A 22680-nucleotide genomic window follows, 5' to 3' on the forward strand; every position below is an offset into this window, starting at 1 on the left:
GGCCCATCAGGCCACCAGGCTCATCGGCGAAGCTCATCGGCCCAGATACTTCGGCTTCTCCTTGTTGACGAAGGCCTGCACCGCGATCGCGTGGTCCTCGGAAGACCCCGCGCGCGTCTGCAGCTCGTCCTCCTTCTCCAAGGTCTCCTCAAGCGAGTGCGACAGCCCGAACGCCATCGCCTCCTTGATCGCCCCGTACGCCACCGTCGGCCCCTCGGCGAGCGCCCGCGCCACCTTCTCGGCCTCCTCGCGCAGCGACCCCGCGGGTACCAGCCGGTTCGCGATCCCCAGCTCGTACGCCTCCTGGGCCTTGATGTTCCGCGGGAAGAGCAGCAGGTCGGCGGCGCGGCCCGGGCCGACGACGCGCGGCAGCGTCCAGGAGATCCCGGAGTCCGCGGTCAGCGCCACCCCGGCGAACGACGTGTTGAAGGCCGCCGTGTCCGCCACCACCCGGTAGTCCGCCGCGAGGGCGAAGCCGAAGCCGGCCCCGGCCGCGACCCCGTTCACCCCGGCCACCACCGGCTTCCGCATCCCGGTCAGCGCCCGCACGATCGGGTTGTAGTGCTCCCGGACGGTGCTCATGGTCCGGCCCGAGCCGGTCTCCCGGTCCGCCGCCAGCAGCCCGATGTGCTCCTTGAGGTCCTGGCCCACGCAGAACGCCCGCTCCCCGGCCGCGGTCAGCAGCACGGCCCGTACGGCGTCGTCGCCGGCCGCGGCCCGGACCGCGTCCCGCAGAGCGACCTTGGCCGCGATGTTCAGCGCGTTCATCGCTTCGGGGCGGTTCAGCGTGATCGTCGCGAGTCCGTCGCTCACCTCGTAGCGCACGGTGTCTGCCATGGCGTGTCCCTTCCGGGTCGCGGATCGGGGCGTACTCGTCGTACTCGTCGGTACGCGCTTGTCTGAAGGACAGCATGGCGGAGATCTACGCCGACCGGTCGTGTGACCTGCGTCAAAGAATGCGCGCCCGGTTCTGTTCGGCCGAATCGCGTGCGGTGGCGCAGTATCGCAGTCACATCGCCGAATTGAGTGGTTTTGCTCGCGCGCGTTGCGCAAGCGATGCCGACTGATGTTGGTCATCGGGTCCTGAGATGCGGGATAATGGCTTGGAAGCAATGTGTTCGATGCCGGTGTCGCGTGTCTCATGCCAGACACGCGTGCCCTCCATGGGGCCGTCGGCTTTGGCGATGAGCTGGTTTCAGGAAGGGGAACGAGCATGGCGGCCATGAAGCCGCGGACGGGCGATGGCCCGCTCGAGGTGACCAAGGAGGGGCGGGGCATCGTCATGCGCGTTCCGCTCGAAGGCGGCGGTCGGCTCGTCGTCGAGCTGACCCCGGACGAGGCCGACGCGCTCGGCGACGCCCTCAAGAAGGTCGTCGGCTGACGCGGCAGCGACCCTGACCTTTCGGCGGCCCCGGCATCGCACATGGTGCCGGGGCCGCTGCATTTCTTCGTACTTCCTTCAGGGGCCTGTGCTCATCGCTTGACCGCGCACAGCAGCCCGTCCCCGACCGGCAGCAGCGACGGCACCAGCTCCTGGCTCTCGCGCACCGCGCGCAGCAGCTCCCGGACGCGTATGACCTCGGTGGGCTGCGGGCCCGAGTCGACCGTGCGGCCGTTGGTGAAGACGCCCTCGAAGACCACGAGGCCACCCGGACGCAGCAGGCGCAACGATTCAGCGAGATAGTCGAGGAACTCCAGCCGGTCGCCGTCACAGAAGACGAGGTCGTAGCCGGCGTCCGCGAGACGGGGCAGGACGTCCAGGGCGCGGCCCGGGATGAAACGGGCGCGGTTGCTGGCGAAGCCGCAGGCGCGGAAGGCCTGGCGGGCGAACTGCTGGTGTTCCGGTTCGGGGTCGACGGTCGTCAGGACGCCGTCGGGGCGCATGCCGTGCAGGAGGTGGATACCGGAGACGCCGGTGCCGGTGCCGATCTCCGCGACCGCCTTCGCGTCCACGGTGGCGGCGAGCAACCGCAGCGCGGCGCCCGTGCCGGGCGACACCGAGCGCAGCCCCGCCTCACGGGCCCGGTCCCGGGCCCAGCGCAGGACGTCGTCCTCGGCGACGTAGGCGTCGGCGAACGCCCAGCTCGTCTGCCGGTTGCCGGTAATGGCCCTCTCCTGTCCCCGTGGTTGCCTGGGCGTGACTGTATCCGTTGCGGGCGGGAACCCGCAGATGGGACCGGGCGTTTAGAAGGGTGGGAAGACGAGCGGGGGGACACAGTTGGATCACAATGACGAGCAGGGCCGCGAGCAACTGCTGACGCAGGCGCACCAGCCGTGTCAGCCCAGATCAAATTCTCGTAAAACCGCTTATCCGGAGCTAACGGGCGAGGTGGCTATGGTAGGGGCTCCACTGGACACCACCAGAGCCGACAGGGGAGGTGCGGCTGCGCCTGTGGATCGGGGAGGAGTGCTGCGGCGCTTTCTCGGATCGGCGGGCAGGCCGAAATCCGTGAACGACACCGCTGACCACAGCCACGCCGGCGACTACACCCAGACCGCGACCTTCTCCAGCGACGCGGATGGGCAGGCGTGGACTCCGCCCACCTGGGAGGAGATCGTCAGCACGCACAGCGGCCGGGTCTACCGCCTGGCGTACCGCCTGACCGGCAACCAGCACGACGCCGAGGACCTCACCCAGGAGGTCTTCGTCCGCGTCTTCCGCTCCCTGTCGACGTACACGCCGGGCACCTTCGAGGGCTGGCTGCACCGCATCACCACCAACCTCTTCCTGGACATGGTGCGCCGCAAGCAGCGCATCCGCTTCGACGCGCTGGGCGACGACGCCGCCGAGCGGCTGGCCAGCAAGGAGCCGACGCCGCAGCAGATCTTCAACGACGCGCACTTCGACGCGGACGTCCAGCAGGCGCTCGACACCCTCGCGCCCGAGTTCCGCGCCGCGGTCGTCCTGTGCGACATCGAAGGACTGTCGTACGAGGAGATCGCCGCGACCCTCGGCGTCAAGCTCGGCACCGTCCGCTCCCGTATCCACCGGGGCCGCTCGCAGTTGCGCAAGGCCCTCGCCCACCGCTCGCCGGAGGCGCGCGCCGAGCGCCGCTCCTTCGTGCCGCGTGTGGCCGCGCTGGGAGGAGGGGGCGCGACCGCGTGAGTGGCTCCCGACCCAACCCCGCCGAACGGCTCCTGGCCGAGCAGCACCTGGGTGACCGACTCTCCGCCCTCGTCGACGGAGAGCTCGGTCATGAGGCGCGCGAGCGCGTCCTGGCCCATCTGGCGACCTGCGCCAGGTGCAAGTCCGAGGTCGACGCCCAGCGCCGGCTGAAGAACGTCTTCGCGGAGGCGGCCCCGCCGCCCCCCTCCGAGAGCTTCCTGGCCCGCCTTCAGGGCCTCCCCGCGGGAGGTGACCCGGACGGCGGTGGCGCGCCGCTGGGCGGGGGAGGGTTCGACGGACTGTCCGGGCGGGCACCGGGCACCACCGGCGTCTTCGGCGTGAAGCGGGGCGACCGCTTCGAGTTCGGCTACGTCCCCTCGCGTGCGCCCGCCCCGGCGCTCCCCGGCGCGGACCGCGGCTTTCGCATCCACCCCGTGGGCCGTCATGACACCGATCGCTCCGCGTCCTCGCGCATGCGGTTCGCGTTCGTCGCGGCGGGCGCGGTGTCGCTGGCCGCGATCGCGCTGGGCGGTGTCACATCCAGCGCGCCGACCGACGCGGAGGCCCGCGGCGGCTCGGGGGCCGGCAGCAATGTGACACCGGCGCGGACACCGGGCGCCGGTGCCGCGACGACACCCGAGAACCAGCGCCGCCGCACCCCCGGCCCGCTGCTCGCACAGGGACAGGTCCAGCGCTCGCTAGAGCGCCCGGCGGCCTCGACCGAGGTGTCGGCCCCGCTGCTGCCCGGGATGCCGGCGCAGCCCGCCGACCAGGAGATGCACACCCTGACGGCGCCCGTGGTGGCCGGCGCGGCCGCGATGTCCCCGTTGATACGCCCGCTCAGCGCCACCCCGCCGCTCACCCTGACCGCGTGGTCCAAGGACGCCGGGATCGCCACGACCCCGGGCCTGCTCGCCGCACCCGGCTCCGGCTCCCCGAACGCCGAGCGCTGACCCGGCCTCTGCGCAGCGGCCCACGAACCTGATTGAATCCGGGGTGGGCCGTGCGCTGTGCCTGTGGGCCGGGTGCGGGGTCGTGGAACCGCGGTCGCCGTTGTCGCCGCGTGCCGGATGGGAGAGGTAGCACGAAGTCGGGCGCGACAGCGCAGAGTTGAGTAGGCGTTCGGGTGCGGGGGCGGTGGCTTGCCCAGCCGGACCCCAGCCGTGTCCGTTTCCTCGGACGGGGCTCAGCAACGGGTCAGCAGGAGTGGGAAGCAGAACATGGACGAGGGCAAGCCCGCGAAGACGAAGTGGTGGAACCGCCCCCGGTCGCAGGGCCCTTCGGACCGGACGGAGGCGGCGGACCGGACACCGGGCGCGGCCCCTGAACCCGACGGCGACTTCGAACTGGCGCGACCGGCGGGGAGCGGCACGCCCGGCGACGGCATGGCTGCGACCGACGGCGACTTCGAACTTCGGCCTGCCGAGAGGGGCGACGGCCGCGAGGTGGCTTCCGCCGAGCCGGACTTCGAGCTGCGTCGGCCTGCTGTGAGCGGCAGTGGGGATGGCGGGGCTTCCGTTGAGGGGGGCTTGGAGTTGCGTCGGTCTGCTGTGAGCGGGAGTGGGGACGGCGCGGCTTCCACGGAGGGGGACTTCGAGCTGGAGCGGCCGGCTGGGGTGTCGGCGTCGGCTCCTTCGGCGTCGTCGTCGATTCCTTCGGCGGCTGACGTCGAGACGGCTGCGGGCGATGCCGACGCCGCGATCGAGGAGCCCGCCGACCGCACCGCCTCCGCCCCCGCAGCCCTCGTCGAGGACCGCCCCAAGCCCCTGCACGACCCCGACCCCTACAGCACCCCGCCCTACGGCGAGCCCGGCCCCTGGGCGCCCGCCCCACCGGTCCAGCATCCGGCGACGACGCCTGCGCAGGGGACGGCAGTACCGGTGCCCCCTCCGTCCATGCCCGCGCAGGGGACTGCCGCGCCGATGCCGCCGCCGCACACGCCCGCGCAGGGGACTGCCGCGCCGATGCCGCCGCCGCACACGCCCGCCCAAGGGACGGCCGTACCAATGCCGCCCCCGCCCGCTCAGCCCACCCCGGCGCACCCGGCGCCGCCCATGCCCTCCCCGGCAGAACCGGCGGCCCCTGCGGTCGGCGTATCCGCCCCCGCGCCCGCGCAGGCAACCGGTGCATCCGCTCCCGTGCCGAATCCGGCGGCTCCCGCCGCTGCCGTGCCGGTGCAGGCAACTGGCGCACCCGCTCCCGTGCCGAATCGGACGGCTCCCGCCGCTCCCGCGCCCGCGCAGGCAACCGGTGCATCCGCTCCCGTGCCGAATCGGACGGCTCCCGCCGCTCCCGCGCCCGCGCAGGCAACCGGTGCATCCGCTCCCGCGCCGAATCCGACGGCTCCCGCCGCTCCCGTGCCGGTGCAGGCAACCGGTGCATCCGCCCCCGCGCCGAACCCGACGGCACCGGCCGCCCCCGTCCCGGCGTCGGCCCCAGTTCCAGGTGTGTCCACGCAGGAGGCGCCTCCGCCTCCGGAACCGGCCTCGGCCGTCAACATTCCCGCCCAGCCGGCATCCCCGGCCCCGGCTACCCCCGCCCAACCGTCGGCCACCACTATCCCCACCCAGCCGACGGCCCTTCCCCTTCCCTCCATCACCCACGACCAGCCCCCGGCTAACCCCACCCTCACCCCCACAGACGCCCCACCCCCCACCAACCCCTGGCAGAACTACGACCCCTGGGCCCGCCCGGCCGTCCACCCCACCGCCCCCCTCCAGCAGAACGGTGCCGCTGTCGCCACCGAGGGGCAGCGGCGTAAGCGGGGCAAGAAGGTGCTGGTTGTCGGTGCGTTGCTGCTCGCGCTGGTGTCGGGGGGTGTCGGTGGTGTGGTCGGGGCCTATCTGGAGCGCAACGGTGGTGTGGGGCACGTCGAGTTGCCGCAGGCCGGCGCCGAGTCCGTCGGGCGGGCGCCGGACAGCGTCGCCGGGATCGCGGCGCGTGCCCTGCCGAGTGTGGTCACGCTGCATGTGAGCGGGAGCGCGGAACAGGGCACCGGCACCGGCTTCGTGCTCGACGACCGGGGCCACATCCTCACCAACAACCACGTCGTCGAGCCCGCCGGCGACGACGGCCAGATATCCGTGACCTTCCACAGCGGCGACACCGCCAAGGCCACCGTCGTCGGACGCGACGGCGGCTACGACCTCGCCGTCGTGAAGGTCAGCGATGTCACAGGGCTCACACCGCTGCCGCTCGGCAACTCCGACAATGTCCGGGTCGGCGACCCCGTCGTCGCCATCGGCGCCCCGTTCGACCTGGAGGGCACCGTCACCTCCGGCATCATCAGCGCCAAGGAGCGGCCCATCACGGCCGGCGGCGAGAGCGGAGACGGCAGTGATGTGTCGTACGTGGACGCGTTGCAGACCGACGCGCCCATCAATCCCGGTAACTCCGGCGGTCCTCTCCTCGACGCCCAGGGCCGTGTCGTCGGCATCAACTCCGCGATCCGGTCCGCCGACAACGGCTCCGACCTCGACAGCGGCCAGGCCGGTTCGATCGGCCTCGGCTTCGCCATCCCTGTCAACCAGGCCAAGCGCGTCGCCGAGGAGCTGATCAACACCGGCCGGGCGACCCACCCGGTCATCGGCGTCACCCTCGACATGGACTACGCCGGCGACGGCGCCCGCGTCGGCACCAAGGGCAGCGACGGCGGCCCCGCGGTGACCAGGGGCGGCCCCGGCGACAAGGCCGGCATCGAGCCGGGCGACGTCATCACCCAGGTCGACGGCCAGCGCGTCCACTCCGGCGAGGAACTCATCGTCAAGACCCGCGCCCACCGCCCCGGCGACCGGCTCGAGCTGACCCTGGAGCGCGACGGCGAGGAGATCAGGATGTCGCTGACACTGGGTTCGTCGAGTGGCGGCTGAGCGGCGGCCGAGACTCACAGAAACCTCTCAGCGCACACCCACCCGGATTCGGAAGCCTCGGGACAGTACCGGTTGTGGCGGATCGCCGGGTACCGTGGAGCCGACCGAGGACATCGCAAGGAGCTTCAGGTGTTCAATGACATAGGGCCGCTCGAGCTGGTGACGCTCGTCGTTCTTGCCGTGCTCGTCTTCGGTCCGGACAAGCTCCCGAAGATGATCCAGGACGTCACACGGACGATCCGCAAGATCCGCGAGTTCTCGGAGAGCGCCAAGCAGGACATCCGGCAGGAACTCGGCCCGGAGTTCAAGGACTTCGAGTTCGAGGACCTCAACCCCAAGACGTTCATCCGCAAGCAGTTGGACAACGACGACCTGGGGCTGAAGGAGATCCGCAACGGCTTCGACCTCAAGAAGGAGATGGCCGAGGTCACCGACGCCGTCAACGGCCGTGAACCGGAGTCCTCGTCGTCCTCCGGCTCGTCCGCCTCCTCCGGCGGCAGCGTCGACATGACGAAGAGGCCCGAGAAGCCCGGCGACGAGCGCCCGCCCTACGACGCCGACGCCACCTGAGCCGTACGAACACGGGAGCGGACACCGCTCATACGTGACGCTTCTCATACTCCGCCCGGGTCGCGCGCGGCCTGAACCCGCCCTTCGTGCGCCCCACGCGCCGGGCGTTTCCCTGCTGCTCGAAGCGGTGTGGCTATGCTGCCGAGTTGTTGTGCGGACCGGATGAGTACGCCCGAAGGGGGGCGGGCCGGGCTGGTCCGGCGAGAACGAGGAGGCGTCCGGGCACATGGAGACGACGAGTCAGTCGACGAGTCGCGCAGTCGCGCAGGAACCGGCCGCGGAGAGCGGACAGCAGGTCCCCTCCGCCCGGCGCACGGTCGACGGCTACCTGTTGGCGCCCTTCCCGTGGTACGGCCTCGACGAGGCCTTCACGGGGCCGCGCTGGCTGATGCAGGTCGGCACGGCGGCCGACGGGGCCGTGGAGCACGGTTCGATCGGGCATGGGGACGAGCCCTCCGTACGGCACGAGGCGACGGAGGACCGGGAGAAGTTCGCCGTCGTGGTGACCGTCGCGGCGAATCCGTCCCGGCGGAGCGCGGACGGCACGGGGCTGCTGGAGGCCACGTCGGTGTCCTCGGCGGCGTGGCTCGCGGGGGTGGGGCTGCTGACGTTCACCTGGCCGGGGCAGATGGACCACTCGCTGCGTGACGACTGGCTGGAGCAGCAGACGGAGACGGCGTGGGCGCTGGCCGACGATCTCGCCGGGCCGGCGTGGTCGACGCTGTCACTGCCCGTGGACGGGGTGCCCACGCCCTTCCACTACCGGGAGTCCGAGTTCGGGTGGGTACTGGCCGGGTCGACCCAGGCGGGGGTGCATGTGGGGGCGTACGGCAGAGGGATGAGCGCGTATGGGCTGGGCTTCGCGGTGATCAAGGACATTGCGGCCTACGCCTAGGCCCCGCCCCGCGCGAAGACACCGTTACGCCGATGGGGGCGCCGTCCGGTGAGACGGCGCCCCCATCGTCGTACGGGAATGAGACCTTGTCGCGCGGCGATCAGAACTTGTTGCGCGGCGTGATGCCCAGCGACATGCCCGAAAGCCCCCGCTGCCGTCCCCCCAGCTTCCCCGCGATCGCCCGCAGTGCGGAGCCCGCCGGGCTGTCCGGGTCGGTCAGGACCACCGGCTTGCCGTCGTCGCCGCCCTCGCGGAGGCGGACGTCGATGGGGATGTTGCCGAGGACCGGGACGTTCGTACCGGTCGTACGCGTGAGGCCCTCGGCGACGGCCTGGCCGCCGCCCGTGCCGAAGACGTCGACCATCTCGTCGCAGTGCGGGCAGGGCAGGCCGGACATGTTCTCGACCACGCCGACGATCTTCTGGTGGGTCTGGACGGCGATGGAGCCGGCGCGCTCGGCGACCTCGGCCGCCGCCTGCTGCGGGGTCGTCACGACCAGGATCTCGGCGTTCGGGACGAGCTGGGCGACGGAGATCGCGATGTCGCCGGTGCCGGGCGGGAGGTCCAGCAGCAGGACGTCCAGGTCGCCCCAGTACACGTCCGCCAGGAACTGCTGGAGCGCGCGGTGGAGCATCGGGCCGCGCCAGACCACCGGGGTGTTGCCAGGCGTGAACATGCCGATGGAGATGACCTTCACGCCGTTCGCGGACGGCGGCATGATCATGTTCTCGACCTGGGTGGGGTGGCCGTCCGCGCCCAGCATGCGCGGCACGCTGTGGCCGTAGATGTCGGCGTCGACGACACCCACCTTGAGGCCGTCGGCCGCCATCGCCGCGGCCAGGTTGACCGTGACGGAGGACTTGCCGACGCCGCCCTTGCCGGACGCGACCGCGTACACGCGCGTGAGCGAGCCCGGCTTGGCGAAGGGGACCTCGCGCTCGGCCTGGCCGCCGCGCAGGGCGTTCGCCAGCTCCTTGCGCTGCTCGTCGCTCATCACGTCAAGCGTGACGTCGACGCGGGTGACGCCCTCGACCGCGGCGACCGCGTCCGTCACGCGCTGCGTGATCGTCTCGCGCATCGGGCAGCCGGAGACCGTCAGGTACACGGTGACCGCGACCGCACCGTCCGCACCGATGTCGACCGACTTGACCATCCCGAGCTCGGTGATGGGGCGGTTGATCTCGGGGTCGTTCACCGTCGCCAGTGCCTCGCGCACCGCGTCTTCCGTAGCCATAAGGACGATGGTACGGCGCGGTGGCCATGCGCGGGAAAGCCCGTCACCGGTCGTCTATGTCACGTCCTCGCGACCGGTCTGCCGGGAATACCCCGTGCTCGCGGTGACCGTTGTGCCGCCCCTGCAGCTCTCTCGTCAGGTCCTGCAGCTCCGAGCGCATCCAGTCGCGGGTGGCGACCTCGCCGAGCCCGACGCGCAGGGCCGCGATCTCGCGGGTCAGGTACTCGGTGTCGGCGATCGACCGCTCGCCCTGCTTGCGGTCCTGTTCGAGCTCGACCCGGGCACGGTCGTCCTGCCGGTTCTGCGCGAGCAGGATCAGCGGGGCGGCGTAGGAGGCCTGCACGGACAGGGCCAGGGTCAGGAAGATGAACGGGTACTCGTCCCAGCGCAGGTGACTGGGCGCGGAGATGTTCCACAGCACCCACACGACGATCACGACCGTCATGTAGACGAGGAACCGCCCGGTGCCGATGAAGCGGGCGATGCGCTCCGAGAGCCGTCCGAAGGCCTCCGGATCCCATTCCGGCAGGATCCGGCGGCGTGGCGGGCGGGGTTGGTCGAGGCGATTGCGGGGCGCCCGGGAGGACGCGGTGGCGCCCGACGCCACGCGCTCGCGCGTGCCCTCGCGCTCAGGAGCCATGCGCCGTCACCCCCGGGCCGGTGTCCTCGTCCAGGTGGAACTCCGTCTCCCGCCAGTCGTCGGGCAGCAGATGGTCCAGTACGTCGTCCACGGTCACCGCGCCCAGCAGCGAGCCGGACTCGTCGACGACCGGCGCGGCGACCATGTCGTACGTCGCGAAGAACCCGGCGACGACCGGCAGCGCGGCGTCCGGCTCCAGCGCTTCGAGGGCCTCGTCGAGCAGCGCGCTGACCAGGGTGTACGGCGGGTCGCGCAGCAGGCGCTGGAAGTGCACCGTGCCCAGGTACTTGCCGGTGGGTGTCTCGTCGGGCGGGCGGCAGACGTAGACCTGGGCGGCGAGGGCGGGGGACAGGTCGGGGTTGCGGACGCGGGCGAGGGCGTCGGCGACGGTGGCGTCGGGGCGCAGGATGATCGGCTCGGTCGTCATCAGACCGCCGGCGGTGTGTTCCTCGTACGCCATCAGCCGGCGCATGTCGGCCGCGTCGGCGGGCTGCATCAGGTTCAGCAGCCGCTCGCGCTCGTCCGTCGGCAGCTCGCCGAGCAGGTCGGCCGCGTCGTCCGGGTCCATGGCCTCCAGGACGTCCGCGGCGCGTTCCTCCTTCAGCTTGCCGAGGATCTCGATCTGATCGTCCTCCGGAAGCTCTTCGAGGACGTCGGCGAGGCGGTCGTCGTCGAGGGCGGCGGCGACCTCGGCGCGGCGCTTGGGGGAGAGGTGGTGCAGCACGTTCGCGAGATCGGCCGGACGCAACTGCTCGAAGGTGGCCAGCAGGCTCTCGGCACCTTGTCCCTTCTCCTCCGCCGTGAAGCCGGTCACGGCGGACCACTCGACGGTCAGCGATTCCCCCTTGGCCCGCCGCAGGGGCCCGCTCCGGCCGCCCTTGCGTACGAACACCTTGTCGATCTCCCAGTCCCGGCGGGCCGGAAGCTGCCGCACCGACAGATCCAGGACGGTGACCTGCTCGCCGGTCTCGACGAGGGTCACGCGCCGGTCGAGCAGCTCGCCGAAGACGAGGCGTTCGGTGGGGCGCTGCTCGAAGCGGCGGACGTTGAGCACGCCGGTGGTGATGACCTGGCCGGACTCGATGCTCGTCACCCGGGTCATGGGCAGGAAGATGCGCCGCCGGGTGGAGAGTTCGACGACGAGGCCGAGCAGCCGTGGCGGGCGCCGGCCCACGCGGAGCATGACGACCAGATCGCGGACGCGGCCCACCTGGTCGCCGTTCGGGTCGAAGGCGGCGACTCCGGCGAGGTGCGAGACGAAGATCCGGGGAGCGCCGGCTGCCATGGCTGCGGCTCCTTTGCATGCGGGGTGTGCAGTGGTGCTGTCGCGGCTGCGCCGACCGTGCCGCGTTTTCCGAATTGCCCGCTCGGATTTGCTTCAGGCTAGCCCGTCCGGATCCGATACGCCCTGGTGAGAGGTCCGGACGGACTGGCTCCGCCGGGGACGTGACGTGCCGGTACGCTGCGTACGCCGCTCAGGTCGTCCGACCTCCACGACAGAAAGGCAGCCCACCTGTGACTGCGATTCCCCAGAGTCGTACTCGCCGGGCCGCGCTGATGACCGCCGTCTGCGCCCTGGTCGTGTCGGGAACGGGACTGACGGGATGCAGCGAGGACCCCGACGAGGGCACCAACGGCGTCGGCCGGCTGTCGGCCGCCGAGATCCAGCGCAAGACCCGGACGGCCGCGCGGTCCGCCGACGCGGTGCGCCTGTCCGGGAACGTGGTGACCAGCGGGCGTACCTACAAGCTCGACATGCGGCTCAAGTCCGACGGTGCCACGGGGTCGGTCACCGCGCAGGGGTCCACCTTCCAGCTCCTGCGGATCGGCGAGCAGCTCTATCTGAAGGCCGACGCCGGTTTCTGGAGCGACGCCGGCAACGACGGCAAGGCGGACGCCGCGGCCGTGGACAAGCTGAACGGCAAGTATGTGAAGGTGCCGCAGGCCGATCCGGCGTACAAGAAGTTCAGCGGCTTCACGGACAAGGACGTCCTGCTCGACGGTCTGCTGACGCTGCACGGCTCGCTGGCGACGGACGGCCACCACGAGCAGGAGGGCACCCGCACCATCCGCATCACCGGCGACAAGGGCTCCGGCGGCACCCTGGACGTCTCCCTGGAGGGCGATCCGTACCCCCTGCGCCTGACCCGGGCGGGCGGCGCGGGCACCCTGACCTTCTCGTCCTGGGGCAAGGACTTCGCCCTGGAGAAGCCTGCCAAGGGCGACACCGTGGACTACGGCAAGCAGCTGCCGACGTCGTGACCGGCTAGCGGCGCCGCTTCTTCTTCAGCAGCAGCCGCGGCAGTCCCGCGGGGATCGGCCGGCGTGTCGTCGCCGGGGACGGCAGCGGTGCCTCGGCCAGGGAGCCGTCCGGCAGCGCGGCGGTGGTGCCCGTCGGCTCCAGGCGCAGCACCCGGCACTCGCGGGCCCAGCGGGACGGCATGGCCTCGCCGTCGGGGGCGTTGAGGCGCTTGCCCTTCAGCTCGGCGACCGTCGCCTCCCACTGCTCGGAGCCCGAGGCGAGTTCGACGACCTTCGCCGTCCAGGCGACCAGCCGGCCGCCCTTGTCCTTGCTGCGGACCGTCACCTCGGCCTCCGCCCCGTCGGCCAGCCCCGGCAGCGGCTGCTCGCCCGGACCGTCGCCGATGACACACGCGGCACCCTCGTACCACACGTGCCACAGCGCCCGGGCCGGGACACCGGGCCCCTTGACCCAGATGAGGCCGGACTTCTTCGTGGCCTCCTCGATGAGGGCCTTCTCGAGCAGCTCGCTTGTCATGGCCCCAAGACTAGGACCCAGGACCAGCCGGCGGGACCGTCCCCGGTCAGAGCCAGCCGTTCCGCTTCAGCGTGCGGTGGATGCCCAGACAGATGGTCACCGTGATGCCCAGGACCAGCGGATAGCCGTACTTCCACTGTGTCTCCGGCATGTAGTCGAAGTTCATGCCGTACACCCCGCACACCATCGTCGGTACGGCGATGATCGCGGCCCACGAGGTGATCTTCCGCATGTCCTCGTTCTGCGCCACGGACGCCTGCGCGAGATTGGCCTGCAGGATCGAGTTGAGCAGCTCGTCGAAGCCGATGACCTGCTCGTGCACGCGCGCGACATGGTCGGCGACGTCCCGGAAGTACTTCTGGATGTCCGGGTCGACCAGCCGCATCGGCCGCTCGCTCAGCAACTGCATGGGACGCAGGAGGGGCGACACCGCCCGCTTGAACTCCAGAACCTCACGCTTGAGTTGGTAGATCCGGCCGGCGTCCGTACCGCGCGGCGCGCCCTTGCGCCCCGGCGAGAAGACCTCGGTCTCCACCTCGTCGATGTCGTCCTGCACCGCGTCGGCGACCGCGATGTACCCGTCGACGACATGGTCGGCGATGGCGTGCAGCACGGCCGACGGACCCTTGGCGAGCAGCTCCGGGTCGTCCTGGAGGCGGTGCCTGAGGGCCCGCAGCGAGCCCTGCCCGCCGTGCCGGACGGTGATGAAGAAGTCCCGGCCGGTGAAGCACATGACCTCGCCGGTCTCGACGACCTCGCTGTTGGCGGTCAGCTCGTCGTGCTCGACGTAGTGGATGGTCTTGAACACGGTGAACAGGGAGTCGTCGTAGCGCTCCAGCTTGGGTCGCTGGTGCGCCTGGACCGCGTCCTCGACGGCCAGCGGGTGCAGCCCGAACTCACTGGCGATCCCGGAGAACTCGGCCTCCGTCGGCTCGTGCAGCCCGATCCACACGAAGCCGCCGTCGCGCCGCACCTGGCGCATCGCCTCGTGCGGGGTCAGCGGTGTGTCGGCCTCCAGGCGGCGGCCGTCCCGGTAGACGGCGCAGTCGACGACGGCCGACGGGGTCGCGGGGTCGCGCGTGGTGTCGTAGGCACCGCTGTCCTTGCGCAGCGACGGGCGGGCCGGGCGGACCACGGCACGCAGGTCACGAATCATCGACATGAGCAGGCTCCTTCGCAACGGGCAACGAAGCGTGGAGGACCACAGCACGGCTGGAACTGCCCGGAATGGGGACGTCCTGACCTCAGGATGTTTGGCACGTCCACAAAGCGGGGAGCACCGCACCGTCGCGGTGGTGGGCTTCGTTGCTGGTTCAGATCAGATCGGTCAACCGATCAGGCAAAGCGAAACGAAGTGCTCTTCCGGATGAGGACGCGAGCGTGAAAGGGCGGCGGTCAGCCGGAGCGGAACAGCCGGATCAGCTACATCAACGGCGGGAAGAGCGAGTGGTACTGCACGGCCGACTTCGATCCATGACAGCCCCACCTCCTCCGGCCGGTCCCTCGTGAGGGACGTTCCATACCCCGTATGGGGTTCCCCGTAGGGGAGTTTCAATCAGCGTCGGGACTCGATCGCGACGCTTCTGCGTGCTGCCCCGAACACCGGGCAAGAGTATCAGCCGACTGAAGTGTCAAGGCGCTGCTTTGCCCGGTACTGACGAGTTCTATGCTCGCGGCATGGCTGATGTTCTTCCTCTGGTCGAGGCCCGGTTGCGCACCGCACTGGGCGAACCGGACGCCCGCGCGGCGGTCACCTTCCTCGGCACGGACCGCATCGAGGTGCTCCGATTCCAGGAGGGCGACATCGTCCGCTACGCCACGCTCGGCATGTCCGCGCAGCCCATGAGCGACCCCACGGCGGTGGTCGCCGACCCGGTCAAGGGCCCCCGCGTGGAACTGGTCCTCTCGGTGCGCTCCGGGCTCGCCGACACCGACAAGGTGCTCCGCCCGCTGGCCGTGCTCGCCGCGTCCCCGCAGGTGGAGGGCGTGGTCGTGGCCCCGGGCGCCTCGCTGGACGTCGGTGACCCACTGTGGCCCGGCGCCCCCTTCACCTCGGTCCTGGTCGGCGAGCCGGGCGGCCTGGTCGAGGACCTGGAACTCGACGAGCCCCTCGACCCCGTGCGCTTCCTGCCCCTGCTGCCGATGACCCCGAACGAGGCCGCCTGGAAGCGGGTGCACGGCGCCCAGGCCCTCCAGGAGCGCTGGCTGACGAGCGGGACGGATCTGCGGGATCCCGCCCGCAGATCCGTCCCGCTGGAGTGAGCGCCGCGTGAGCAACCTCACCAACCCGTGGCCGAAAGCCGTCAGTTGGCAAACACGGTGACACTGTCCTCGGTGGCGTGCGCCGTCGCCGGCTCCGCGGCCTCATCGGCGAGCGCCGTGCGCCGTACGACGACCACGAGCGCCCCTGCCACGGCCGTGATCGCCGCCACCGCGAACGGGGTCCGGGCGCTGCCGGTCCACTCCTCGATCCGCGGCGCGAAACAGGGGGCCGCTGCCGCCGCGAACCAGCGCACGAAGTTGTAGCCGGCGCTCGCCACGGGGCGCGGTGCGTCCGAGACGCCGAGTGCCAGCTCCGTGTAGACGGTGTTGTTCACGCCGATGAACGCGCCGGACAGGATCGTGCAGACGACGGCGGTGGTGTGGTCGCCGTAGCCGAGGACCAGCACGTCCACGGCGAGCAGCACCAGCGACCCGCCGAGCACCTTCAGCGAACCGAACCGCTTCTGCAGGCGCGGCGCCACGATCACGGAGAAGAGCGCGAGCAGCACACCCCAGGCGAAGAACACCGCACCGGACCGGTACGGGCTCATGTCCAGCACGAACGGCGTGAAGGCCAGCACCGTGAAGAACGTGTAGTTGTAGAAGAACGCCGAGGCCGCCGCCGACGCCAGGCCGCCGTGACCGAGTGCCTTGACCGGGTCCAGCAGTGAGGTCTTGCGGGCCGGCCTCGGCTGCTCCTTCAGGAACGCCGCGATGCACAGGAAGCCGACGGCCATCAGGAGCGCCGTACCGAAGAACGGGTAGCGCCAGCTCGCGTCGCCGAGCAGCGCGCCCAGCAGCGGACCGCACGCCATGCCGAGGCCGAGGGCGGACTCGTACAGCAGGATCGCCGCCGCGCTGCCTCCCGCCCGTCGCCCACCACCACCCTTGTCCGACGCGCTGCGCGCGGCCCCTATTGGATTCGGCGCACCGACGATCACGGCGAGGGCGGTGGAGACGAAGAGCGCGTTGCCGAGCCCCCAGCCCGCGCGGAAGCCGACCAGTTCGCCGACCGATTCGGAGGTGCCGGCGAGCCCGGCGAAGACGACCACGAGGGCGAGGCCGAGCAGCAGGGTCCTGCGCCCGCCGATCCGGCTGGAGACGAAGCCGGTGACCAGCATCGCGACCGCGGTGATGAGGAAGTACGAGGTGAACAGCAGCGAGACCTGGCCGGGTGTGGCGTGCAGGCCGCCGGCGATGGACGGCAGGATCGGGTCGACGAGCCCGATGCCCATGAAGGCGACGACGGACGCGCCGGCGGTCGCCCACACGGCTCGCGGCTGCCGCAGAGAAGTAGATGGCATATGCATATATTAAGTTAGGCATGCTAACGATGTACAGGCGTGCCGTTCCTTCGTAAACCTGTTCCACCCGGACGGGTGATCGTCCTTGACGTGACGCAGAAGGGGTAGGACCGTGGGGGCCTATGAGGGGCGAACCCAGTTGCCCGAAGTGTGGTGGCCGGGTCAGGGCTCCCGGACTCTTCGCCGACACCTGGCAATGCGATGTGCACGGCACCGTCCATCCGGTGCAGCCCGTGATCCCGCCCAGCGTCGAGGCCCTCGGTGTGGTCGTGCATCGCACGCAGGTGCCGGTGTGGATGCCGTGGCCGCTGCCGATCGGCTGGCTGTTCACCGGGGTCGCCAGCGCGGGCGACGACCGCAGCGGAGGCCGTGCGAGCGCCGTGGCCTGCTCCGGGCCCGGGCCGCTCGGCGGAATGGGCGAGCTGATCCTGGTCGCCGAGGAACTCGGCGTCGGGCTCGGCGCGCGTTACGCCGGCATCGACGGCCCGGACCCGGGGCCGTACATGAACGTCGAGAAGCCACCCGAGGCCAAGGTTCTCGCCGCCGGGCGTCCCACGCCGCTGTGGCATGTGTCGGGTACGCCGGCCGATCGTGCCGTGTTCGCGGGGGAGGCGCTCGGGATGTGGCTGTGGGCGGTCATGTGGCCCGAGCAGTCGGGGCTGTTGATGTACGACGAACTGGTGCTGACGGATCTGCGGGACGCGGGGGCCGAGGTGGAGTTGGTGCCCTGCGGGGCGTTGTCGCCGCGCTTGCTCGAGCCGTAGGGCGCCTATCGGGGTGGGGTGTGCGGTTGGCGGGTGACTGCGGGTTGTCGTGGGTTGCTCGCGCAGTTCCCCGCACCCCTGCAGGTGCGCTGTCCGTAGGGGGCGCTGGCACGGTTTGGTTGTGACAGGGGTCGTTGAAAGTGTGGTTATCCTTGAGCGGTCCCTTCCGTGCCGTCATCGTCTGGAGTCCGCGTCGTGCGTATCGATCTGCACACCCACTCCACCGCTTCCGACGGTACGGACACGCCGGCCGAGCTGGTGCGTAACGCCGCCGCGGCCGGGCTGGACGTCGTCGCGCTCACCGATCACGACACCACCCGCGGGTACGCAGAGGCCGTCGCCGCGCTGCCGGAGGGGCTCACCCTCGTCACCGGTGCCGAGCTGTCCTGTCGTATCGACGGCGTCAGCATGCACATGCTGGCCTACCTCTTCGACCCCGAGGAGCCCGCACTGCTCGCCGAGCGGGAGCTGGTGCGCGACGACCGGGTACCCCGGGCCAAGGGCATGGTCGCCAAGCTCAACGCGCTGGGCGTGCCCGTCACCTGGGACCAGGTGCTGCGGATCGCCGGGGACGGCTCGGTCGGGCGGCCGCATGTCGCCACCGCGCTGGTCGAGCTGGGGGTCGTACCGACCGTGGGGGACGCCTTCACCGAGGACTGGCTGGCCGACGGCGGGCGGGCTTTCGTGGAGAAGCACGAGACCGACCCTTTCGAGGCGCTTCGGCTGATCAAGGGTGCGGGCGGCGTGGCCGTCTTCGCGCATCCCGCCGCGAGCAAGCGGGGTCGTACGGTGCCGGAGACCGCGATCGCCGAGCTGGCCGCAGCCGGGCTCGACGGCATCGAGGTCGACCACATGGACCACGACCCTGACACGCGCGCACGGCTGCGCGGGCTCGCGAAGGAGCTCGGGCTGCTGGCGACCGGGTCCAGCGACTACCACGGCAGCCGCAAGACCTGCGTGCTCGGTGAGTACATGACGGACCCCGAGGTGTACGGCGAGATCACGCGGCGGGCCACCGGGGCGTTCCCCGTGCCGGGGACCGGCGGAGCCTGAGGCCCGCGCACCACCCGCACATCCCTTTCCTCTCAGGGCGCGCTTTTCGTCGCTCTCGCGCCCACGCGTCCGCACGCTCGCTTCCCCCTGCAAGGCACACCACACCCATGTTCGATCTCGCCGTCTTCGGCTCCCTCTTCCTGACCCTGTTCGTCATCATGGATCCCCCCGGGATCACCCCGATCTTCCTCGCGCTCACCGCCGGCCGGCCGGTCAAGGTGCAGCGGCGGATGGCCTTCCAGGCCGTCTGCGTGGCGGGCGGTGTGATCGCCGTGTTCGGGCTGCTCGGCCACCAGATCCTCGACTATCTGCATGTCTCCGTCCCCGCGCTGATGATCGCGGGCGGGCTGCTGCTCCTGCTGATCGCGCTCGACCTGCTCACCGGCAAGACGGACGAGCCGAAGCAGACCAAGGACGTCAATGTCGCCCTCGTGCCCCTGGGCATGCCGCTGCTGGCCGGGCCGGGTGCGATCGTGTCGGTCATCCTCGCCGTGCAGAAGGCCGACAGCGTGGGCTCCCAGGTGTCGGTGTGGTCGGCGATCCTCGCCATCCATGTCGTGCTGTGGCTGGTGATGCGGTACTCGCTGCTGATCATCCGGGTCATCAAGGACGGCGGCGTGGTCCTGGTGACCCGGCTCGCCGGCATGATGCTGTCGGCGATCGCCGTGCAGCAGATCATCAACGGGGTCACCCAGGTGATCCAGGGCGCCTGAGCCTGCAGTTTGCGCGAAGCCCCCGTACGCCGTGAGTGGCGTACGGGGGCTTCGAAGCTTCTGCGGTGATCCGCGGCTGTTACGAGGCCGCGGTCTCGGCGGGTCGGATCCACAGGCGCTGCCCCGTCGCGGCGGCCTGCTGAACGATCCGGTTGACGGAGGCGGCGTCCACGACGGTGCTGTCCACGGCCGTGCCGTCCAGCTCGTCGAGTCGCATGATTTCGAAGCGCATGGCTTCTCCCTTCGTCTGGTCATCCTCCGGAGGAGGACTACTTGGTCACACGGGTAGTCAACATGCTCCGTGTTACAAACATTCCCTACGCTAAAGAAATTTTTCGAACGCCTAAATACTGACCGGTAAGCAGCCGTCGAGCGATCAAGGGAGACTGACCGGGACCGGTTGTGTTCGCAGCGTGACCGCCGGGACAATGGAGGTGATGAACGACGACCTCGGCGCACTCAGCGCCCGCATCGACCGCACCAACGAGCTGCTGCAACGCATGCTCGCCGAGGTGGCGAAGACGCCCTCCACGCATGCGATCTTCGTCGACGCGGGATATCTGTACGCGGCCGCGGGGCGGCTGGTCGCCGGGACGGAGGACCGCCGCGCCTTCGACCTGGACGCCGAGGGGCTGATCGAGGCGCTCATCGACAGGGCGCGCACCATCTTCGCGGACAGCAGGCTGCTGCGGGTCTACTGGTACGACGGAGCGCGGCGCCGCATCCACACCGCGGAGCAGCAGTCGATCGCCGAACTCCCCGATGTGAAGGTGCGACTGGGCAACCTCAACGCCAACAACCAGCAAAAGGGCGTCGATTCACTGATCCGCACCGATCTCGAGTCCCTGGCCAGACACCGCGCGATCAGCGACGCGGCCCTGCTCGGCGGGGACGAGGACCTGGTGTCGGCAGTCGAGGCGGCGCAGGGGTACGGGGCGCGGGTGCATCTGTGGGGCATCGAGGCGCCCGAGGGCCGTAACCAGGCCGAGCCCCTGCTCTGGGAGGTCGACAGCCAGCGCACCTTCGACCTCGACTTCTTCAAGCCGTACGTCTCCCGGCGCACGGCCGCCGCGTACGAGTCGGCGGGGACCCGGCCGACGCGGGAGGACGTCCGGTTCGTCGGCGCGCAGATCGCGGCGAAGTGGCTCGCGGCGCGCGGGCGGGAGTCGCTGGTGGAACTGCTGCCCGGGCATCCGTATCTGCCCGGGTCGGTGGACCAGGATCTGCTGGTGGAGGCGGAGGGGTTGTTGCAGTACTCGCTGCGCGGGCAGGCGGATCTGCGGCGGGCGCTGCGGGATGGGTTTTGGGAGCATCTTCAGGCGCAGTACTAGCGGTGGGGTGGCGTGGGGTGCGGGTGGTGCGCAGTACTAGCGGTGCTGATGGTGTTGGCGGTGGTGTTGGCGGTGCAGGTGGTGTCGGCGGTACGGGGCGGTATTCAGGCGTCCGTCGCGAGTGGGCTGTCGATGGTCTCCCAGAAGTCGGCGACGGCCTGCGCGGTGGGTAGCGGCCGGTCGGCGTTGGGGGAGTGCTCGGCGCCGGGGATGACCGTCCGGCGGGCCTTCAGCCGAACGGCCATGTCGTCGAGCATCGGGACCGGCCAGGTGTCGTCGCTGGCGCCCGACAGGACGTGGAACGGCAGCGGAAGGGCGGCGAGTTCGTCGACGCGGTCCGGCTCCGTGGTCAACTGACGCCCGGTGGCGCGGAGTTGGGCGGGCTTCGTGCCGAGCCAGCGGCGGCGCAGCAGGGCCGGGCCGCCGATGCCGCGCGCCGGGCCGCCGACCTCCTCGGGCGGGCCCATCGCGAGGATCGCCTCCCAGGTCTCGGCCATGGTCATCACCGCGAGCGCGTCCCTGAGGAGCTTCACGCGCTGCTGCTGGGAGTCGGAGATCTGGGCGGGGCCCGACGCCATGAGGGTGAGTGACCGGAACGGCGTGTGGTCGAGGAGGACGGCCGCGCGGGCGATCTGGCCGCCGAGGGAGTGGCCGAGCAGGTGGACGGGGGTGTTGCGGGCGCCGAGGGCCGCCGCCTGGGCGAGCACGTCCATGGCCAACTCGCCCCGTGCGTACGCGGATTCGTCGTCCTCCGGTCCGTCCGACTCGTGCTGGCCGCGACCGTCGATGGCGACGGTGCGGTAGCCGCGCTCCGCCAGCGGCTCGTGCATGAGCGTGAAGTCCTCCTTGCTGCCCGTGAATCCGGGGAGCAGCACAGCGGTGCCTCGGGGGTCGACGCCGGGGGCGGCCGGGTGGTCGACGACGGCGAAGGTGCCGCGGGGAGTGTGGAGGGGGTAGACGTGGGCGTTCGGGGGTGGGGTGAAGTCGGGTTGGGTGGTCACGGGGGGAGGGTAGCTGGTGCCGGCCTGCTGTTTCGCCCCTGCGGCGCTGCCTGTCCCTCGCGGGCCGGGAGGGCCGGGAGATGCGGATCGGGCTGAATGCGGCGGCTGCACAGGGGTGGGGGTGTTGGCGGGGTGGGGGGAGGGGCTGGCTTGGTTGGGTGCGGGGTTGGGGAGTGTGGGTGGGCGGCTCCGCCGGGTGCGGTGTCGGCGAGTGCGGGCGGGCGGGCTCCGCCGGGAGTGAGGTGGGGGAGTGTGGGCGGCCTGGCTCCGTCGGGTGCGGGATCGAGGGAATGCCGACTGCCTGGCCCTGTTCGATGCGGGTTGGGGGGAATGCCGACGGCCCGGCTCCGCCTGAAGCGGGACCGGGCCGTCGTACGGGAGATCAGCTCTCCGTGGGCTCTGCGGCGGCCGTGGCCTTGCGGGTACGACGCGCCTTGGGCTTTGCCTCGGCCGTGGCGTCGGCGCCCTCCGCGGTGGCCGCGGCCTTGCGGGTGCGGCGGCGCGGGGCGGGGGCCTCGGCGGCCGTCGGCTCCTGCGTGGCCTGGGCCGGGATGTCGGTGACCTCGGTGACCTCGGTGACCTCGGCGGCCTTGGGGGACGCCGCGGTCTTGCGGGTGCGGCGTGCCTTGGGCTTGGCGTCGGCGGCCTCGGCAGTGTCGACGGCGGTCTCCGCCGCGGCCGTTGCCTTGCGGGTCCGGCGCGGCTTGGCCTCGGCCGCCTCCGGCTCCGCTGCGGCTGCTGCCTTGCGGGTCCGGCGGGGCTTGGCCTCCGTGGCCTCGACCGCGTCGGCGGCGGCTTCGGCGGTGGCCGCGGTCTTGCGCGTACGGCGCGTCTTGGGCTTGGCCTCGGTGCCTTCGGCCGTGTCCACGGCGGCCTCGGCCGCGGCCGTCGCCTTGCGCGTACGGCGTGCCTTCGGCTTGGCCTCGGCGGCCTCCGGCTCCGGTGCCGTCTGCGCCGGGATGTCGGCGGCTTCCGGCTCGGCCACCGTCGCGGCGGCCTTGCGGGTGCGGCGTGCCTTGGGCTTGGCGTCGGCGGCCTCGGCTGTGTCGACGGCAGCTTCGGCTGCGGTCGTTGCCTTGCGCGTGCGGCGTGCCTTCGGCGTGGCGTCGGTGGCTTCGGTCGTGTCGACAGCGGCCTCGGCTGCGGTCGTTGCCTTGCG

The 22680-nt window shown here is 71.2% G+C and carries 23 protein-coding genes and 1 pseudogene; 13 read left to right on the forward strand and 11 right to left on the reverse strand.

All coding sequences use genetic code 11. From position 1 onward, the window contains the following. Window positions 1-33: 33 nt before the first annotated feature. Entirely contained in the window at window positions 34-837 is an 804-nt protein-coding gene (locus ACP4J3_RS02220) for an enoyl-CoA hydratase/isomerase family protein (RefSeq protein WP_426529708.1), read from the reverse strand. A 74-nt stretch (window positions 838-911) separates the two neighbouring features. Here ACP4J3_RS02220 and ACP4J3_RS02225 point away from each other — a divergent pair, with 74 nt between their 5' ends. Together ACP4J3_RS02225 and ACP4J3_RS02230 are read left to right on the forward strand one after the other, a co-directional pair. Next, entirely contained in the window at window positions 912-1067 is a 156-nt protein-coding gene (locus tag ACP4J3_RS02225; protein WP_426529710.1) for a hypothetical protein, read from the forward strand. A 146-nt stretch (window positions 1068-1213) separates the two neighbouring features. After that, window positions 1214-1381 carry a DUF3117 domain-containing protein gene (locus ACP4J3_RS02230; protein WP_003966491.1) on the forward strand — a complete coding sequence of 56 codons (168 nt, stop codon included), beginning with the start codon at window positions 1214-1216 and terminating at the stop codon, window positions 1379-1381. A 92-nt stretch (window positions 1382-1473) separates the two neighbouring features. Here ACP4J3_RS02230 and ACP4J3_RS02235 read toward each other — a convergent pair whose 3' ends face one another. Beyond that, the gene (locus ACP4J3_RS02235; protein ID WP_426529796.1) at window positions 1474-2172 is read right to left on the reverse strand and encodes an O-methyltransferase; all 699 of its coding nucleotides are present in this window, start codon (window positions 2170-2172) and stop codon (window positions 1474-1476) included. A gap of 235 nt (window positions 2173-2407) precedes the next feature. On the opposite strand from ACP4J3_RS02235, the gene sigE reads away from it, so the two are divergent. The 5 genes from sigE (at window position 2408) to ACP4J3_RS02260 (ending at window position 8440) form a co-directional block, all read left to right on the forward strand. Then, window positions 2408-3106, forward strand: a complete 699-nt coding sequence (sigE, locus tag ACP4J3_RS02240; protein WP_426529712.1) for an RNA polymerase sigma factor SigE — start codon at window positions 2408-2410, stop codon at window positions 3104-3106. Next, on the forward strand, window positions 3103-4059 hold the full coding sequence (locus ACP4J3_RS02245) for an anti-sigma factor family protein (protein WP_426529714.1): 957 nt from the start codon (window positions 3103-3105) through the stop codon (window positions 4057-4059). The genes sigE and ACP4J3_RS02245 overlap by 4 nt, the downstream gene beginning before the upstream one ends. A 1053-nt stretch (window positions 4060-5112) precedes the next feature. Beyond that, window positions 5113-6975, forward strand: coding sequence for a S1C family serine protease (locus ACP4J3_RS02250; protein WP_426529798.1), 1863 nt, complete (start codon window positions 5113-5115; stop codon window positions 6973-6975). A 129-nt stretch (window positions 6976-7104) separates the two neighbouring features. After that, the gene (locus ACP4J3_RS02255) at window positions 7105-7545 is read left to right on the forward strand and encodes a sec-independent translocase (RefSeq protein WP_426529716.1); all 441 of its coding nucleotides are present in this window, start codon (window positions 7105-7107) and stop codon (window positions 7543-7545) included. Window positions 7546-7771: 226 nt separating this feature from the next. Beyond that, complete coding sequence (locus ACP4J3_RS02260; RefSeq protein WP_426529718.1) at window positions 7772-8440, forward strand: hypothetical protein; 669 nt, start codon at window positions 7772-7774, stop codon at window positions 8438-8440. A gap of 100 nt (window positions 8441-8540) precedes the next feature. On the opposite strand, the gene ACP4J3_RS02265 is transcribed toward ACP4J3_RS02260, so the two are convergent. From ACP4J3_RS02265 to ACP4J3_RS02275, 3 genes are read right to left on the reverse strand one after another with little or no spacing between them, the layout of a single operon-like run. Further along, window positions 8541-9674 carry an Mrp/NBP35 family ATP-binding protein gene (locus ACP4J3_RS02265; RefSeq protein ID WP_426529720.1) on the reverse strand — a complete coding sequence of 378 codons (1134 nt, stop codon included), beginning with the start codon at window positions 9672-9674 and terminating at the stop codon, window positions 8541-8543. A 43-nt stretch (window positions 9675-9717) separates the two neighbouring features. Further along, a complete protein-coding gene (locus tag ACP4J3_RS02270) occupies window positions 9718-10314 on the reverse strand; it encodes a DUF1003 domain-containing protein (protein WP_426529722.1) in 597 nt (198 codons plus the stop codon). Then, window positions 10304-11599 (reverse strand): magnesium transporter MgtE N-terminal domain-containing protein, encoded by a 1296-nt coding sequence (locus ACP4J3_RS02275; RefSeq protein ID WP_426529724.1) that lies wholly within the window; start codon window positions 11597-11599, stop codon window positions 10304-10306. The genes ACP4J3_RS02270 and ACP4J3_RS02275 overlap by 11 nt, the downstream gene beginning before the upstream one ends. 230 nt (window positions 11600-11829) lie before the next feature. Here ACP4J3_RS02275 and ACP4J3_RS02280 point away from each other — a divergent pair, with 230 nt between their 5' ends. After that, complete coding sequence (locus tag ACP4J3_RS02280; RefSeq protein ID WP_426529726.1) at window positions 11830-12576, forward strand: hypothetical protein; 747 nt, start codon at window positions 11830-11832, stop codon at window positions 12574-12576. A 4-nt stretch (window positions 12577-12580) separates the two neighbouring features. On the opposite strand, the gene ACP4J3_RS02285 is transcribed toward ACP4J3_RS02280, so the two are convergent. Together ACP4J3_RS02285 and ACP4J3_RS02290 are read right to left on the reverse strand one after the other, a co-directional pair. Further along, window positions 12581-13093 carry a hypothetical protein gene (locus ACP4J3_RS02285; RefSeq protein WP_426529728.1) on the reverse strand — a complete coding sequence of 171 codons (513 nt, stop codon included), beginning with the start codon at window positions 13091-13093 and terminating at the stop codon, window positions 12581-12583. A 46-nt stretch (window positions 13094-13139) separates the two neighbouring features. After that, window positions 13140-14255 carry a magnesium and cobalt transport protein CorA gene (locus ACP4J3_RS02290; protein ID WP_426529730.1) on the reverse strand — a complete coding sequence of 372 codons (1116 nt, stop codon included), beginning with the start codon at window positions 14253-14255 and terminating at the stop codon, window positions 13140-13142. 515 nt (window positions 14256-14770) lie between these two features. Between ACP4J3_RS02290 and ACP4J3_RS02295 the strand changes: the two genes are divergently transcribed. Further along, window positions 14771-15355 (forward strand): suppressor of fused domain protein, encoded by a 585-nt coding sequence (locus tag ACP4J3_RS02295; RefSeq protein WP_426529732.1) that lies wholly within the window; start codon window positions 14771-14773, stop codon window positions 15353-15355. A 41-nt stretch (window positions 15356-15396) separates the two neighbouring features. Here ACP4J3_RS02295 and ACP4J3_RS02300 read toward each other — a convergent pair whose 3' ends face one another. Then, window positions 15397-16665 carry an MFS transporter gene (locus ACP4J3_RS02300; protein WP_426529734.1) on the reverse strand — a complete coding sequence of 423 codons (1269 nt, stop codon included), beginning with the start codon at window positions 16663-16665 and terminating at the stop codon, window positions 15397-15399. A gap of 116 nt (window positions 16666-16781) precedes the next feature. On the opposite strand from ACP4J3_RS02300, the gene ACP4J3_RS02305 reads away from it, so the two are divergent. The 3 genes from ACP4J3_RS02305 (at window position 16782) to ACP4J3_RS02315 (ending at window position 19189) form a co-directional block, all read left to right on the forward strand. After that, window positions 16782-17423: a DUF6758 family protein gene (locus tag ACP4J3_RS02305; protein WP_426529736.1), complete on the forward strand. Its 642-nt coding sequence runs from the start codon at window positions 16782-16784 to the stop codon at window positions 17421-17423. A gap of 195 nt (window positions 17424-17618) precedes the next feature. Beyond that, window positions 17619-18476, forward strand: coding sequence for a PHP domain-containing protein (locus tag ACP4J3_RS02310; RefSeq protein WP_426529738.1), 858 nt, complete (start codon window positions 17619-17621; stop codon window positions 18474-18476). 107 nt (window positions 18477-18583) lie between these two features. Next, on the forward strand, window positions 18584-19189 hold the full coding sequence (locus ACP4J3_RS02315; RefSeq protein ID WP_426529740.1) for a MarC family protein: 606 nt from the start codon (window positions 18584-18586) through the stop codon (window positions 19187-19189). 79 nt (window positions 19190-19268) lie between these two features. Here ACP4J3_RS02315 and ACP4J3_RS02320 read toward each other — a convergent pair whose 3' ends face one another. Beyond that, window positions 19269-19421: a hypothetical protein gene (locus tag ACP4J3_RS02320; protein WP_426529742.1), complete on the reverse strand. Its 153-nt coding sequence runs from the start codon at window positions 19419-19421 to the stop codon at window positions 19269-19271. Window positions 19422-19626: 205 nt separating this feature from the next. Between ACP4J3_RS02320 and ACP4J3_RS02325 the strand changes: the two genes are divergently transcribed. Then, window positions 19627-20520, forward strand: a complete 894-nt coding sequence (locus tag ACP4J3_RS02325; RefSeq protein WP_426529744.1) for an NYN domain-containing protein — start codon at window positions 19627-19629, stop codon at window positions 20518-20520. 104 nt (window positions 20521-20624) lie between these two features. Here ACP4J3_RS02325 and ACP4J3_RS02330 read toward each other — a convergent pair whose 3' ends face one another. Together ACP4J3_RS02330 and ACP4J3_RS02335 are read right to left on the reverse strand one after the other, a co-directional pair. Then, the gene (locus tag ACP4J3_RS02330) at window positions 20625-21521 is read right to left on the reverse strand and encodes an alpha/beta fold hydrolase (protein WP_426529746.1); all 897 of its coding nucleotides are present in this window, start codon (window positions 21519-21521) and stop codon (window positions 20625-20627) included. Between the two features lie 382 nt (window positions 21522-21903). Continuing rightward, window positions 21904-22680 (reverse strand): annotated as a pseudogene (locus ACP4J3_RS02335) (DEAD/DEAH box helicase); the annotation flags it as partial.

The organism is Streptomyces sp. UG1 (assembly GCF_049974585.1).
Taxonomy (GTDB): domain Bacteria; phylum Actinomycetota; class Actinomycetes; order Streptomycetales; family Streptomycetaceae; genus Streptomyces.